At 72.0% G+C, this 14,978-nt stretch carries 13 protein-coding genes; 4 read left to right on the top strand and 9 right to left on the bottom strand.

Features of this window, described 5'->3' with window-relative positions:
- Nucleotides 1-41 precede the first annotated feature (41 nt).
- Both NE358_RS05440 and NE358_RS05435 read left to right on the top strand, forming a co-directional pair.
- A complete protein-coding gene (locus NE358_RS05440) occupies nucleotides 42-467 on the top strand; it encodes an OsmC family peroxiredoxin (RefSeq protein ID WP_103210405.1) in 426 nt (141 codons plus the stop codon).
- A complete protein-coding gene (locus NE358_RS05435; RefSeq protein WP_289942185.1) occupies nucleotides 460-1,380 on the top strand; it encodes a TIGR01777 family oxidoreductase in 921 nt (306 codons plus the stop codon). The genes NE358_RS05440 and NE358_RS05435 overlap by 8 nt, the downstream gene beginning before the upstream one ends.
- Before the next feature lie 138 nt (nucleotides 1,381-1,518).
- On the opposite strand, the gene NE358_RS05430 is transcribed toward NE358_RS05435, so the two are convergent.
- The 5 genes from NE358_RS05430 to NE358_RS05410 all read right to left on the bottom strand — a co-directional run bounded on the left by NE358_RS05430 (nucleotide 1,519) and on the right by NE358_RS05410 (nucleotide 7,075).
- On the bottom strand, nucleotides 1,519-1,965 hold the full coding sequence (locus tag NE358_RS05430; protein WP_499318364.1) for a hypothetical protein: 447 nt from the start codon (nucleotides 1,963-1,965) through the stop codon (nucleotides 1,519-1,521).
- Between the two features lie 2 nt (nucleotides 1,966-1,967).
- A complete protein-coding gene (gene dapB, locus NE358_RS05425; protein ID WP_289942183.1) occupies nucleotides 1,968-2,780 on the bottom strand; it encodes a 4-hydroxy-tetrahydrodipicolinate reductase in 813 nt (270 codons plus the stop codon).
- A 63-nt stretch (nucleotides 2,781-2,843) separates the two neighbouring features.
- Nucleotides 2,844-3,446 carry a histidine phosphatase family protein gene (locus NE358_RS05420; protein WP_103210396.1) on the bottom strand — a complete coding sequence of 201 codons (603 nt, stop codon included), beginning with the start codon at nucleotides 3,444-3,446 and terminating at the stop codon, nucleotides 2,844-2,846.
- Nucleotides 3,447-3,525: 79 nt separating this feature from the next.
- The gene (locus NE358_RS05415; protein WP_103210394.1) at nucleotides 3,526-4,551 is read right to left on the bottom strand and encodes an aldo/keto reductase; all 1,026 of its coding nucleotides are present in this window, start codon (nucleotides 4,549-4,551) and stop codon (nucleotides 3,526-3,528) included.
- 226 nt (nucleotides 4,552-4,777) lie between these two features.
- Nucleotides 4,778-7,075, bottom strand: a complete 2,298-nt coding sequence (locus tag NE358_RS05410; RefSeq protein ID WP_103210392.1) for a polyribonucleotide nucleotidyltransferase — start codon at nucleotides 7,073-7,075, stop codon at nucleotides 4,778-4,780.
- 304 nt (nucleotides 7,076-7,379) lie between these two features.
- Between NE358_RS05410 and NE358_RS05405 the strand changes: the two genes are divergently transcribed.
- Nucleotides 7,380-8,633, top strand: a complete 1,254-nt coding sequence (locus tag NE358_RS05405; RefSeq protein WP_289942178.1) for an aggregation-promoting factor C-terminal-like domain-containing protein — start codon at nucleotides 7,380-7,382, stop codon at nucleotides 8,631-8,633.
- Between the two features lie 14 nt (nucleotides 8,634-8,647).
- On the opposite strand, the gene NE358_RS05400 is transcribed toward NE358_RS05405, so the two are convergent.
- Complete coding sequence (locus tag NE358_RS05400; RefSeq protein ID WP_103210389.1) at nucleotides 8,648-10,615, bottom strand: GDSL-type esterase/lipase family protein; 1,968 nt, start codon at nucleotides 10,613-10,615, stop codon at nucleotides 8,648-8,650.
- A gap of 133 nt (nucleotides 10,616-10,748) precedes the next feature.
- Here NE358_RS05400 and NE358_RS05395 point away from each other — a divergent pair, with 133 nt between their 5' ends.
- Nucleotides 10,749-11,360, top strand: coding sequence for a DedA family protein (locus NE358_RS05395; protein ID WP_103210387.1), 612 nt, complete (start codon nucleotides 10,749-10,751; stop codon nucleotides 11,358-11,360).
- Between the two features lie 60 nt (nucleotides 11,361-11,420).
- Here the strand turns inward: NE358_RS05395 and NE358_RS05390 are convergent, their stop codons facing one another.
- The 3 genes from NE358_RS05390 to NE358_RS05380 form a co-directional block, all read right to left on the bottom strand.
- Nucleotides 11,421-13,133, bottom strand: a complete 1,713-nt coding sequence (locus tag NE358_RS05390) for a VWA domain-containing protein (protein ID WP_289942177.1) — start codon at nucleotides 13,131-13,133, stop codon at nucleotides 11,421-11,423.
- Nucleotides 13,134-13,194: 61 nt separating this feature from the next.
- Nucleotides 13,195-14,130 carry a magnesium chelatase ATPase subunit I gene (locus NE358_RS05385; RefSeq protein WP_116238868.1) on the bottom strand — a complete coding sequence of 312 codons (936 nt, stop codon included), beginning with the start codon at nucleotides 14,128-14,130 and terminating at the stop codon, nucleotides 13,195-13,197.
- Between the two features lie 49 nt (nucleotides 14,131-14,179).
- Entirely contained in the window at nucleotides 14,180-14,869 is a 690-nt protein-coding gene (locus NE358_RS05380) for a fructosamine kinase family protein (RefSeq protein WP_499318361.1), read from the bottom strand.
- Nucleotides 14,870-14,978 lie beyond the last annotated feature (109 nt).

Below are 14,978 nucleotides of genomic sequence, written 5' to 3'. Positions count from 1 at the left end.
CGCGGTCACCCCTGACCGCGCCGAGACAACGGAGGTTCCCCATGGCCGTCACGAGCGAAGCCACCACCGCCTGGAAAGGCAGCCTGTTCGAGGGATCGGGCGAGGTCACGTTCACCTCGTCGGGCATCGGCACGTTCGACGTGAACTGGAAAGCGCGCAGCGAAGGGTCGGGCTCGGTCACCACGCCCGAAGAGCTGCTCGCGGGCGCCCACTCGTCGTGCTTCAGCATGGCGCTGTCGAACGCGTTGGCCGAGAACGGCACCCCGCCCGAGTCGGTCGACGCCACCGCGTCGATCACTTTCAAGCCCGGCACCGGCATCACCGGGAGTCACCTGAACGTCAACGCCGTCGTCCCGGGGCTCGACGACGAGACGTTCCAGAAGATCGCCGCCGACGCGAAGGCCAACTGCCCGGTCTCGCAGGCGCTCACCGGCATCGACATCACCCTCGAGGCCACGCTTGCCTGAGACTTCTGCCCGACGCGTCGTCCTTGCCGGCGCGTCGGGCCTCATCGGTTTGGCGCTGCTCGACTCACTGCGCGGTGACGGTGTCGAGGTCACCTCGCTCGTGCGTCACGAGCCGACCGTTGCGGACGAGGTGCAGTGGCTGCAGGATGCCAGGCCGCTCGACCCCGACGTCATCGCCGGAGCCGACGCGGTGGTGTGCTTGAACGGCGCGTCCATCGGCCACTTCCCCTGGACCCCTTCGTACAAGAGCACGCTCCTGTGGTCGCGGATCACGCCGACCCGCACGCTGGCGGCGGCCGTCCGCTCACTCGGCGACGATGCCCCCGCACTCGTGAACGCCAGCGCCACCGGCTTCTACGGCTCGCAGCCGGGAGCCGTGCTGACCGAGACCTCGAAGCGCGGCTCCGGCCTTCTCGCCGACATCTGCGTCGACTGGGAGGATGCTGCCCGCGCCGCGGGCGACTCGGCCCGCGTCGCGATGCTGCGCACGGCGCCCGTCGTACACGAGCAGGGTGTGCTCAAGCCCCTGCTGCTGCTGACCAAGCTCGGCATCTCGGGTCCGATCGGGCGCGGCACCCAGGTATGGCCGTGGATCTCGCTCGACGACGAGGTGCGGGCCATCCGCCACGTCATCGATTCCGACCTGGCGGGACCGGTCAACCTCACCGGACCCGTGCGGGCGACGGCCAACGATCTCGGGTTCGCCCTCGCTCGCCGGATGAACCGTCCGTACCTCGTGCGCGCGCCGATCTGGGGCGTGAAGCTCGCCCTGGGATCCGATGCGACGGAAGCCCTGCTCACATCGGACGCCGACGTGCGCCCCGCTGCCCTGGAGGACAGCGGGTTCGCCTTCACGCACCGCACGGTCGAGGAGGCCGTCGCCTCGGCAGTCCCCGCTCACGACGCGGCCTGACAACGACGGGGCGGCCGGCGCACAATCGGCTGCCCCACCGGCTCCCGACTCCGAGCGGACGGCGACGTGCGCGCCCGGGTGCGTCCGTTCCGAGTCCCAAGCGGGGCCGGATGCCGAGGGCCAAGGCGCCGCGTCCGATCAAGCCGTGCGGCGCGCTGCCGTCTCGAGACGGATCGCCGTGCGGATGGCGTCACGCGCGCGGCGACGATCTCCGGCCGCGTCGTACGCGAGTCCGAGCCGGTATCGGGCGCGCCAGTCGCCGGGGTGCTCCTCGACGTCAGCGCGGTACCGCGGGAACAGAGCATCGCCGTCCTCGCGCTCGATGCGTCCACTCGGGCGCACGGGGAGGTCTTCCTCGGGGAGGCCGCCCTCGGCATCCAAACGCTCCCCCAACTGCTGGGCGCGGACGCCGAACCACAGCTCACGGCCGATCGCCCAGATCGCGAGGGCCGGCAGAACGAGGAGCGCGACCCCCATCACGACACCGACGGTCTCACCGCTCGAGAGCAGGACGATGGCCCGCTGGCCGGCGAGTGCCACGTACATCAGCAGCAGCACCGTCATGACGGCTACCGCGATCCGCACTCTCATGCGCTGGTGACGCCCGCCACCTGGCCCGACACGTCGCCGTCGGCGATGGGGGCCCCGGCCGGGAGGGGGCGGGTGCGCACGCCGATGTCGATGAAGCTGTCGAGACCCACGTGCACCCCGCGGGCCTCGCGCGCGGCGGCCAGGGCGATCCGGATGCCGGGGGCGTACGCCTTCGCCGGCTCGATCGTGTCGTGGACGAGGGTGAGCGATTCCCCCGCTCCCGACAGAATCGTCTCCTGTCGAGCGACGACGCCCGGGCGGCGCAGGGAATGGACGGGGACGGAGGCGACGCGTTGGCCGCGGGCCCGCTGATCGACGTGCGGTGATTCGACGGGTCCGACGTCGGTCCGCGCCGCCGCGATGAGCTCCGCCGTGCGGACGGCGGTACCGCTCGGGGAGTCGATCTTGGACTCGCGGTGCGCTTCGACGATCTCGATCGACGGGAAGAACGGCGCCGCCGCGGCCGCGAGGGCGCTGCCGATCACCGAACCGAGAGAGAAGTTGGGGATGAAGACGGCGCCCGTGCCGCTGGCATCCACCAGGGAACGAACCAGCGCGATGCGCTCGTTCGACCAGCCCGACGTGCCGACCAGCACGTTGATGCCACGCTCGACGGCCGCTCGGACCACGTCGATCGACACGGCGGGCGTGGTCGCGTCGATGACGAGGTCGGCGCCGTCGATCTCGCTGAGCGGGGAGGCCGAGGTGAGGACGGCCGCGACCTCGTAGCCTTCTTCGGCCTCGACGACCGCGCGGATCACTCCGCCGAGCTTTCCGGTTCCGCCCACAATGGCCACGCGCGTCGTCATGCCCCCAGCCTAGGCGCGACCACCCGGCGCTGCGGCCTTATCCACAGACGTGCCGCGACGAGCTCAGACGGGAAGGGGGTCGACGAGACCGGTGCGCAACTCCACCGGCAGGTGAGCCAGGTCGTTATGGGACAGCAGCGTCCAGGGCCGCCCCTTCTTCTGCGCGATGACGGTCAGACCGCAGTAGGCCTGATTGATCGTCATCCACCGCCAATCGGGGGCTTGCAGCACCTCGCGGACGAACCACGAGATCACGAAGTTGTGCGTGATGACGAGCTCGTGCACCTCGCCCGCCTTGCGCGCGAGGAACTCGGCGGTGGCGTCGGCCATCTGGGCGCGACCCGCATCGATCTCGGCCTCGGTCACCGATCCGAAGAAGGGCTCGAACACCGCCGGCGTCTCGGGCGTCATCCCGGTGGGGATGCAATCGAACAGCAGCGCCGAGGACTCGGGTGTGATCGCGGGAAGACGGTCGGCGACCGCGCGGGCGGTCTGCGCCGCGCGTTCCAGAGGCGAGTGCCATACAGCGTCGAGCGGGAGCCCGGAGAGGCGGTCAGCCAGCAGAGCGGCCTGGCGCTGCCCGCGCGGAGAGAGGGGTCCGTCGGTGAGGCCGTGTTCGGCATCCTGGTGCTCGCCATGGCGCACCAGGTAGATGTAGTGCGTCACGTCAGCTCACTCCGTCGTCGATCTGCCGTCCCCCGGCCCTCACCGACAAGCCTACGTCACACCCCGAAAAGGGGGCCGGTCACTCTGCGGCTCGGGCGATATCCGACAGGTGCGCGCGGCTCAGGCGCACACCCACGGCGCGCATGCACTCCACGACGTGGCGGGGTGCGAAGGCGTTGACGATCGGAGCCGTCACGATCTTCTGCGCGAGCAGCCAGGCCACCGCCACCGCGGCATCCGGGAGTCCGAGTTCGTCGCCCACCGCATCGAGGGCGCGGAGCACGCGCGAACCACGGCGGTTGAGATGCGCCGCGACCTGCGTGCCGCGCACCGATTGGGAGGACTGGCCGCGGGTGCGCGTCTCTCCGGCGAGGAAGCCGTGCGCGAGCGGGTGCGAGGGGGTCACGGCCATGTTCTGCGCCGAGGCGATGAGACGCACGTCGCCCTCGAACTCGGAGCGGCGCAGCACGTTGTAGGGTACGTCGAGCACCGTGATGCGCGGGTATCCGGCCGAAGACAGGATCCGGGCCTCGACGAGCTGCGCGGCCGTGTAGCCGTGCGCGCCGATGGCGCGGACCTTTCCCGACTCCACGAGCCATTCGCTGGTGGCCAAGGTGTCCTCGAGAAGGGCCCGGTCGCCCCGGGCGGCGTCGAGCGAGAGCACGTCGATGCGATCGGTACCCAGACGCGTGAGCGAGGCCTCGACGGCGCGGACGAGGTTGACGGAATCGAGCCCGGGGTTGTCGGGGTGACCGCCGATACGGACCGTCAGCACGGCGTCGTCGCGCATGCGGCGGGTGCGAAGCCATTCGCCGATGATGAACTCGCTGCGACCCGCGGCATAGCTGTCCGCCGTGTGCAGCGCATTGCCGCCGAGCTCGGCGTAGGCATCGAGGATCTCGTGGCTCGAACGCGCGTCGACGTTCCAGCCGAACTCTCCCCCGCCGAGGAAGAGCGGAAAAACCTCGAAGCCCGTCTCTCCGAGAGGGACGCGCACGTGGGAGCCGAGACCGGGGCCCTGCAGGGTGATCGGCGATGACGGGTGCGGGGCGCGATTCCGGCGCAGGCGCGGTGAGGCCGTCTCGTCGACGCCCGAGCCGCTCATGGTGAGGTCCTCTCCCCGCGATGCCGGATGACGGTACGGATGCCCCCGTATCACCACGCCCCCCGACGTACTACGAGGCTAGGCCCTCCCCGGGACCGGCCAGCCCATTGCCCCGCCGTGGCGATAAACATTGCGTAACGCTTCCGCAGCGGCCGTCCCTGCGCCACACCCCCGAACGACGGATGCCCGCCCCGCGAAGCGGGACGGGCATCCGATGACGAGACGATCAGCCTTCGGCGGGAGCCTCGGGGCCCTCGCTCGCGGCGGCCGAGCTCTGCGTGTCCGCCGGCTCGGGCGTGGTGGCGTCTTCGTCGAGCACGGGCTCGAGCGACAGCTTGCCGCGGTCGTCGATCTTCGTGATGCGCACGAGGATCTTCCGACCGACCGACAGCACGTCTTCGACGTTCTCGACGCGCTTGCCACCCGCGAGCTTGCGGACCTCGCTGACGTGCAGCAGGCCGTCCTTACCGGGAAGCAGCGACACGAACGCGCCGAAGGTGGCGATCTTGACGACGGTTCCGAGGAACTGCTCGCCCACCTCGGGGTTGGTCGGGTTGGCGATCGCGTTCACCTGGGCACGGGCGGCCTCGGCCGAGGGGCCGTCGGTCGCGCCGATGTACACGGTGCCGTCGTCCTCGATCGAGATCTGGGCGCCGGTCTCGTCCTGGATGGAGTTGATCGTCTTGCCCTTGGGTCCGATGAGCTCGCCGATCTTGTCGACGGGGATCTGGACGCTGATGACGCGGGGCGCGGTGGGCGCCATCTCGTCGGGCGCGTCGATCGCCGAGTTCAGGACGTTGAGGATCGTCAGACGAGCCTCCTTGGCCTGGGTCAGGGCGGCAGCGAGCACCGACGAAGGGATGCCGTCGAGCTTGGTGTCGAGCTGGATCGCGGTGATGAACTCGCTCGTGCCGGCGACCTTGAAGTCCATGTCGCCGAGGGCGTCTTCGGCGCCGAGGATGTCGGTCAGCGCGGCGTAGCGCGTCTGTCCGTCGACCTCGTCGGTGACCAGGCCCATGGCGATACCGGCGACGGGGGCGCGAAGGGGCACACCCGCGTTCAGCAGCGACAGGGTCGAGGCGCAGACCGAGCCCATCGACGTCGAACCGTTGGAGCCGAGGGCCTCGGACACCTGACGGATCGCGTAGGGGAACTCCTCGCGGCTGGGGAGCACAGGAACGAGCGCGCGCTCGGCCAGGAAGCCGTGACCGATCTCGCGACGCTTCGGGCTGCCCACGCGACCGGTCTCACCGGTCGAGTACGGCGGGAAGTTGTAGTGGTGCAGGTAGCGCTTGCTCGTGATGGGCGACAGCGAATCGATCTGCTGCTCCATCTTGAGCATGTTCAGTGTGGTGACGCCCAGGATCTGGGTCTCTCCGCGCTGGAAGATCGCCGAACCGTGCACGCGCGGGATGACCTGCACCTCGGCGTCGAGCGGGCGGATGTCTGCGAGTCCGCGGCCGTCCATGCGCACGCCCTCGGCCAGGATGCGACCGCGGACGATCGTCTTGGTGACCGACTTGTAGGCCGCGTTGAACTCGAGGGTCGCGACGGCGGGCAGCTCGCCCGACTCGACGGCGGCGACGAGCTGCTCCTTGACCGAGGTCTTGACCTCGTCATCGGCGTTCTGACGCTCCTGCTTGTCGGCGATCTGGTACACGGGCACCAGACGGTCGTACGCGCGACCGGCGACGAAGTCGTAGGTCTCCTGGCTGTAGGCCGGGAAGACGGGGAACGACTGGATCTCCTTGGCCGCGGTACGCGCGACCTCGTTCTGCGCGTCGACCAGCTGACGAAGGAAGGGCTTGGCTGCCTCGAGGCCCTCGGCCACGACCTGCTCGTTCGGCTTGGTGGCGCCGCCCTTGATCATGTTCCAGCTGCCCTCGGTGGCTTCGGCCTCCACCATCATGATGGCGACGTCGCCGTCGTCGAGCACGCGGCCCGCGACGATGAGGTCGAAGACGGCGTCTTCGAGCTGCGTGACGGTCGGGAAGGCGACCCACTGGTCGGCGTTCTCACCCTGACCGGGGATGAGCGCGAGGCGCACACCGGCGATGGGACCCGAGAACGGCAGACCCGAGATCTGGGTCGACAGCGACGCGGCGTTGATCGCGAGAGCGTCGTAGAACTCGCCGGGCGCGATCGACAGGACGGTGACGACGATCTGAACCTCGTTGCGGAGGCCGTCGACGAACGACGGGCGCAGCGGGCGGTCGATGAGGCGGCACACGAGGATGGCCTCGGTGGAGGGGCGACCCTCGCGGCGGAAGAACGAGCCGGGGATCTTGCCGGCGGCGTAGGAGCGCTCTTCGACGTCGACGGTCAGCGGGAAGAAGTCGAATCCTTCACGCGGGTGCTTGCCGGCGCTGGTGGCCGACAGGAGCATGGTCTCCTCGTCGAGGTACGCGGCGACAGCGCCCTGAGCCTGCTGAGCGAGGCGTCCGGTCTCGAACCGGACGGTGCGGGTGCCGAAACGGCCGTTGTCGAGAACGGCTTCAGCGGCGGTGATTTCTGGACCTTCCAAGAGGTCCCTCCTTCTTTGTTTAGGCTCGCCGCCCCGTGTGGGCGACGAGCTGACATGCGAAGGAGCAGGAACAGGCAGAAAGGGCGCGCCGACGAGTCGGCCCGGAATTCCCGGCGACTGGCCACCAGTAGACGACCACCCGGCGATCCGACGGGGAGTCCACCACAGGGGACCAGCGTCTGCCGGCCTGCTCCGTGAGCTCATATGTAGTTGAGCCGATGCCAAGGCGGCATCCTTCCTCACCCTATCAGCGACCACCGTTCGGGGGTGGGCAGCACACGGGATCGTGCTCTAGCGTGACCTCATGGGCCTCATTCGTCGCATGAGTCACACGCTTCTCGCGTGCGTCGTCGCCGGCGCGGCCCTCGTGCCCTCTCCCGCCTCGGCGGACGTCCGCACCGGCCGTGCCCTCGCCGTCGTCGACGACAGCGCCGTGGCCCAGGTGAAGCAGGAATTGGATGCCGCGGAGGCCGATGCCGCAGCCGCGTCACACCGTGCCCTCGATGCGTCGGCCGTCGCCGAGCAGACACGCGTCCAGGCGGAACGGACCGCGGCGCGCGCGGCGGAGCTGACCGCGCAAAGCGCCGCGGCCGATGCCGCGGAGACCTCCAGCGCCGCCGCCGCGGGAGCCAGTGCCGCACGGTTGTACCGCACCGTGGGCGGCGGACCCCTCGTGGCGCAGCTCCTGACGGACGCCGATCCCGATTCGCTGCTCGAGCGGCTCGGCATCCTGGATCGTGTGTCCGAGATCACGGCACGCACCGCGGGCCGGGCCCGCAGCGCGGCCGACGTCGCCACCTCCTTGCGCGAACAAGCCGAGCAGGCACGCGACGAAGCCGCGCGCCTCGCCGACGACGCACGGGCCACCGCCGCGACGGCGCAGAGCGACGCCGACGCCGAGACCGAGACCGTGCGGGCGGCGCAGGCGCGTCTCGATGATCTGTACGCCCAGCTCGCGGCACTGCGGGCGACCACCGCCGCTCAGGAACGCGCGGCGCGCGAGCAGGAGAAGGTGCAACGCGACGCGCAGCAGCCCGGCGGGTCGGCGGGCGGACCCGCTACGGGCGCGGGCGGCGGTTCGGGTGCGGGCGGCGGAGCGTCGGTCGGAGGCGGGTCGGGCGGACCCGGCAACGGTTCGGATTCGGGCAGCGGATCGGGCGGCTCGACCTCCGGTGGCGGCTCCGGCGCGGGCAGCGGGTCCGGCGCGGGCAGCGGGTCCGGCGGATCGACCGCCCCGGCGGGCCCTGTCATGAGCCCGGGCGAAGCCCGCTCCGCGGCCCGCGGCGCGATCGGTCGCTACGGCTGGGGCGACGACCAGTTCTCGTGCCTCGTCTCGCTGTGGAACCGTGAGTCGAGCTGGCGGGTCGACGCCTACAACAGCGGCAGCGGCGCCTACGGCATTCCCCAGGCGCTCCCCGGCGACAAGATGGCCGCTTTCGGCCTCGACTGGCGCACGAACGCGAACACCCAGATCTCCTGGGGCCTGTCGTACATCAGCTCGCGATACGGCTCCCCATGCGGGGCGTGGGATCACTCCCAACGCACCGGCTGGTACTGAGGCGCACTCGAGACTCAGACCGCGTCGGCGCGCAGCCGATCACCGCGGGTCGGCAGCTCGACGTAACCGGTGTGCTTGGCGACGACCCCGTCTCCGGCGGTGCGCCCGCGCACGCGTCGCCACAGCCACGGCAGGGCGTCGCGCGTGAGCCAGGTCCCGCTCGGTCGCTCGGCGTCGTCGGCGTGCAGGGCCTCGTCGAGGCCGAGCAGCGCTCGCGCATCCGGTACGCCCAGCGCCTCCGCGGCCCGGTAGGCGACCAGGCGGTGTCCGGCGGAGCTGAGGTGCACCAGGTCGTCGGCCCACATCGGCGCCTCACCGATCTCGCCCACGGCCTCGAGGTCGAGAAGGACCGCTCCCTGCTCCGCGGCGATGCGGCGCAGGTGCACGTTGTACGCCGCGAAGCGCCGAGCGAAGATGCGGGCCGCGGGCCGCTGCGGAAGGAACGTCGTGACCAGCAGCACGTCCGCGCCGCCGCGACGAAGCGCCCGCACCGCCGACTCGACCTCGGACACCAGCGCCGGCAGCACGGGGGCGGGACCGACGAGATCGTTCGCCCCGATGAGGATCGACACGAGATCGGGCTTCAACTCGAGCGCGGCCGGGATCTGCTCATCGATCAGATGCCGCACCCGCCGGCTTCGCACGGCGAGGTTCGCGTAGCGGAACGGTCCCTGATCCGTCGTGCCCGCGAGCAGCTCGGCGAGGCGGTCGGCCCACCCGCGGAACTGGCCCGACGGCATGCGCGACGCGTCGCACAGCCCCTCCGTGAGCGAGTCGCCCAGCGCCACGAAGCGCGTCCACTGCCCCCGGGTCCGGGAGGTCGCGGTGCCCGCCGGTCGCGGGCTCGTGCGCCGCAGCAGACTGTCGTCGACGCGACGGAGGGCCACCGCGTCGTGGTAGTGCTCGATCAGTGCCCCGGTCAGCGCCGACCACGTCCGACCCTCCACCGAACCGCGCGCCGCGCGCGCGAAGGCACGGCGCTTCGCCTCGTCTCCCACGAGGTCCGCCACGCGCGTCCGCAGATCGCCGAGGTCACCGGGTCTGTACAACCACCCGTCCACGCTCGAACGCACGAGATCCAGCGGTCCGCCGACCCCGGTGGCGACGACCGGGACACCGCTCGCGAGCGCCTCCTGAATGGTCTGGCCGAACGTCTCGCTCTCCCCCGGATGGACGAACACATCGAAGCCCGCAAGGGTCGATGCGAGCTGCGAACCGCCCAGGTGGCCGGTGAACACGGCATCCGGGATCGCCTTCTCCAAAGCGGGACGCGACGGTCCGTCACCCACGATCACCAGGCGCGTACCGGGCAGATCGGCGAGGGTGCGCAGGTCGTCGACCTGCTTCTCGGGGGCGAGGCGGCCCACGTAGCCGATGATGCGTTCGCCGTTCGGGGCGATCCGCGCGCGCCACGCGTCGTCGCGGTGCTCGGGGGCGAAACGCACGGCATCCACTCCCCTGCCCCACCGGCGGATGCGGTCGACCCCGAGCTCCTCGAGCTGCCGGGTCGAGGCCGACGAGGGGGCGAGCGTGAGGGTCGCGCGGCGGTGCAGGCGCGAGACGTGCCCCGCGACCAGGGCTGTGGCGTGGGGGAGGCCGTACTTCTGCGAATAGGCGACGACATCGGTCTGGTACACCGCGACCGAGGGGATCTTGAGCGCGTCGGCGGCGGCCAGCCCCTGCCAGCCGAGGACGAAGGGCGATGCCAGGTGCACGACGTCGGGATCGAAATCGCGCAGCAGCGCGCCCAGGCGTGCGGCGCGGGCGAACACGACACGCACCTCGGGGTACGACGGCAGCGGCACGGAGCGCAGCAGCTCGGTGCGGGCTCCGTGCAGGTCGGCGGTGACGTCGCCGGACTTGGGGGCGATCACGAGCGTCTCGTGTCCCGCCTCCGCCAGATGGCGCAGGACATGGAGGACGGAACCGGTGACCCCGTTCATGTGCGGGAGGAAGGATTCGGCCAGCAGCGCGACTCTCACGTGACCAGGGTGGGGTGCGCATCGGCATCGCGGGAGCTCGGGGAGCCCGACGTTCGCGATGTTCACCCGATGCTCTCCTGGGGGTCACCGCCGCGTCGGCGGGGCGTCTCGATCGGCGGCGGAGAGTGACGGAATGGACGGAGTCGACGCCTGGCTGCAGGCGATCGCGGCGAGCCCCTGGGCCCTGCTCGGCATGGCGGCGCTCGTGTTCGCCGACGCGTTCCTGGTCGTCGTGCCGGGAGAGGCCGCGGTGACGGCGTTCGGTGCATTGGCGGTGTCGCACGGGACGCCGCCGTTGGCCGGGGTCATCGTGGTCGCGGGGCTCGCCGCTTTCGCGGGAGACGCCTGTTGCTATCTGGTGGGGCGCATCGTCGGCGTCGAACGCTGGGCGTGGATGCGTGGACCCCGCGTGCGCGCGGCGCTCGAGTGGGCCCGGGCGCGCCTCGAGCGCAACGCCGCCGTCGTGCTGTTCACGGCGCGGTTCGTGCCCTTCGCCCGGCTCGCCGTCAATCTCGCGGCGGGGGCCGCGCGGGTGAATCCGGTGCGCTACCTCGGCGTCGCGGCGCTGGCGGCTCTGGCGTGGGCGGCGTACCAGGCAGTGATCGGTGCGGTCGTAGCCGCGGTCGTGCCGGGCGGACCGGTGGTCGCGGTCGTCGTGTCGATCGTCGTCGCGGTCGGGATCGGCGTGGGCATCGATCTCGTGCTGGCGCGGCGGGCGCGACGCCGGTCGAGCGTCGAGGCGTGACGGCCGCGCCGGTGGGCGCGGATGCGAGGCCGGGATGCCTCGGCCCGGGCCCCTCGTCGTTCAGCCCGGAGAGACCGTGACTCCCGCGGCGCGGAACGGGGCGAGCGTGCGTTCCAGCGGTGCCCACCCGCGGGGATCGAGCGGTACGAACACGGTGCGCGCGGCGCGCGCCGTCGCGCGATCGAGCTGGACGCGAAGATCGGCCGTCGCGGTCGACGGGTCTGCGCGTCCGACGAGGTCGACCGTCGCGTGACCATCGCTCACGATCACGAGACGGCAGCGCTCGCGCGGTGCGTCCCCGAACTGCTCCAGAGCGCACCTCACGGCATCCGCGAGGGGTGTGCCTCCCCCGCCTTCGGCGCTCGCGCGCTCGAGAGCCGCGCGGGCGCGGGATGTCCGGGCGGTCCGTTGCTGCACCACACGCGAGAACGACCCGGCCGCGAGCACGATGCTCACGTCGCCCCGGTCCCGGTACACGTGCGCGAGGGCAGCGTCCGCGACGCGGCGCGCGTGCGCGGCTCCGGCCGTTCCCATCGACGACGAGCCGTCGACCACGATCACCGTGTGCGATGCCGTGGGCTCGTTCCGCAGACGCCCGCGTAGGTCGTCGCGATCGAGGGCGAGCTCGCCCGTCGCGCCGGTCGTCGCGTGCCGGCGCAGAGCGCGTTGCAGCGTGGGGAGGATCGCGATGCGCCCGCCCGCCCTCTCCAGGGCGACGACGCGACCGGGCCGGCCCCGACCGCTACCCGCCCGCATTGCACCGCGGCGTGCGCTCCGCCCCGCCCGCACCGTCGCTCGCACCACGGTGTCGCTCAAAGTGGGGTCGGCGAGCGCGACGGCACGCGCGAAGGGGTTCTCGTCGGGATCGTGGGTCACCACACCGGCTTCGGGCGCCCCGTCGGCCGACGCGGTGGCGGGCGCGGCTTCGGACGTCGGGGCACGCGGGTCGCCCGCCTCGTGGAGCGCCTCGCCGCCGTCCTCAGCGGAGGCGTCGGGAACTTCCTCCGCGGCCTCGTCGGTCGCGGGATCCGGGTCCGCCGACGCGTCTTCTCCGCCGTCGCCGGCCTCGGGCGCGGCGGTTTCACGCGCATCCGCGGGCGGCTCCTCGCCCCTGCTCCCTCCCGGCCCCGTCTCTCCCTCGCCGTCGTCGGCGGCATCCCCTTCCGAGGCCGCCGTCGACGCACCGGACGGGTCACCGGCAACCGTCCCGTCCGGCTCCTCATCCGACGCGCCGTCCGCCCCTCCGCCGTCGCTGTCGCCGTTCGGCCGCATCGCCCGCCCATGGGGGACGGCGACCATCGCGCGCACGAGGGTGACGGGGTCGCCTTTCCATCCCTCCGCGACGAGGGTGGATGCCAGGACGCAGGCCGCGACGTCGATCGCTCCGTCGCGCACACCGTGCGCCGCCAGCACCCTGATCACACGACGCCACAGCCCCGCTTCGTCCTCGCCCGCCGGCCTCCGCCCCGGTGCCACTCGTCCGCCCACGTCGACGACGGCGGTGCAGAGGCGGCGCACGGTGGGGGGCAGCGTCGCCCCCTCGAGGCACAGCGCGAGGACCCGGGCGGTCTCCGGGGACGGCGCGTCCGCATCCGCTCGCCGAACGACCCGGGTGGCCTGCGGACGCAGAGAGCGGAAGACCTCCTCGGCGCGCTGGGGGTCACCCGTCAGTGCGAGACCGAACGGAGCACCGGAGCGCCACGCCTCGATCACCGCGTGAGCAGCGGGCGCGAGGGGGATGTCTCCCGCGATCTCCGCGCGGAGCTCTGCCACCCCACCATCGGCGCGCGAGCCGGTCGCGGCGACGGAGCGATCGGGGGAAGCGATGCGCGTCTCAGGCAACGCGCCGCCCCAGCACCGCGGTCGCGGCGACCCGCACGCGGGCGGCGGCGGCCGATACCGGCTCGAGGGCGGTGCGGGGAGTGCGGTGCTGCAGAGCGGGAACCGCCACGGCGGCGAGGTCGTGGACGGTGACCGCGGGGCGTCCCGCGAGCGCCGCGGCCGCCCGGGCGGCCCGCACGAGGACGAGTTCCGCGCGGTGCCCCACCGCTCCCGCGTCGACGCAGAGGCGGACGGCGGCCTCGAGCAGGTCGTCTTCGAGGTCGACGTCGGCGCACCGGTCACGAGCGAGGCGGATCCGCGCGGCGAGACGTTCCTCCCGCTCGGCCCACTCCGCGAGGAACCCGCGCGGATCGCGCTCGAACGCCAAGCGTCGGCGCACGATCTCCCACCGCTGCTCGACGTCGCGGATCGTCGCGACCGGCGTCGACAGTCCGAAGCGGTCCTCCAGCTGGGGGCGCAGCTCGCCCTCCTCGGGATTGCCGCTGCCCACGAGCACGAACCGCGCGGGGTGCGTGTGACTGATGCCGTCGCGCTCGACGGTGTTCACCCCCGAGGCGGCGACGTCGAGCAGCAGGTCGACGAGGTAGTCGTCGAGCAGATTGACCTCGTCGATGTACAGGATGCCGCCGTGCGCCGCCGCGAGCAGGCCCGGTGCATAGGCGATCTCACCGCGGAGCGCCCGGTCGATGTCGAGCGATCCGAGCACGCGGTCCTCGCTCGCCCCGAGCGGCAGGTCGACGACCGGCATGTCGAGGTCCTCCCGCGCGAGCAGTTGAGCGAGCCCGCGCACGGTCGTCGACTTCCCCGTTCCGCGGTCGCCCAGCGCCAGCACGCCTCCCACTGCCGGATCGACGGCGCAGAGCGTGAGAGCGTGTCGCAGACCGTCCTGACCGACGACGGCGGTGAAGGGAAAGACGGGTGACGTCATGGCATCCATCATATTGATAATGCTTCTCAATATGGGCACTGCGCGCGCCTCACGTCAACGCGATCGTCCGCTCCGCGGCACGGACGAGCGCCCGCCCGTACGAAGCGCCGTGGCCCGCCGCGTGCACCGCGAGCGGGTGCAGCTGATGGAGCGGCACACGGGCCCGCCATCCCTCCCGCAGGGGGTGTGCGGTGTCGTACGCGGCAAGGATGTCGTCGAGGAACGGACACCCGAACAGCTCCAGCATCGCGAGGTCGGTCTCGCGATGCCCGCCGTGCGCCGCGGGGTCGATCAGCACGACGCCCTCCGCAGCCCAGAGCACGTTGCCAGCCCACAGGTCGCCGTGCAGGCGGGCGGGCGGTTCGTCGTCGTCGAAGGCGCCGTCGGCGATCAGGGCGCACGCCCGTCGGACGACCTCGGCACCGGATGCCGACAGGTTGCCCGCCGCGACCGCGATGGGCACGAACGGCTCGACGCGTTGAGCCGCGTAGAACGCACCCCAGGTCGGTTCGGGACGCGCGGGTTGCGAGCGCCGACCGATGAAGACGTCCCCCTCCCATCCGGGCGGCGGTGAGCCGAAGGCATCGGCCCCGGCCGTGTGGGTCGCGGCGAGCGCCGCCCCGAAGTCCGCCGCCGCCGCGCGCATCGGCGCGGCCTCCGCGATGCGCTCGAGGGCGATCCGGTCGTCGCCGACGGCGATGACCCGCGCGATACGCGCTCCCCGGCCGCCGCGAGCCACCGCAGCCCCGCGGCTTCCGCGGCGAAGAATCCGGCGGGCGCGTCGGCGCGGGTCTTCACGAGCTGTTCCATCGCCCCAGTCTGTCGCGATGTCGGATGTCACCGGCACG

Source organism: Sphingomonas sp. G5, from assembly GCF_052660795.1.
The sequence above is the reverse complement of the archived record's forward strand: the minus strand, read 5'-3'. Positions and strand labels throughout refer to the sequence as shown.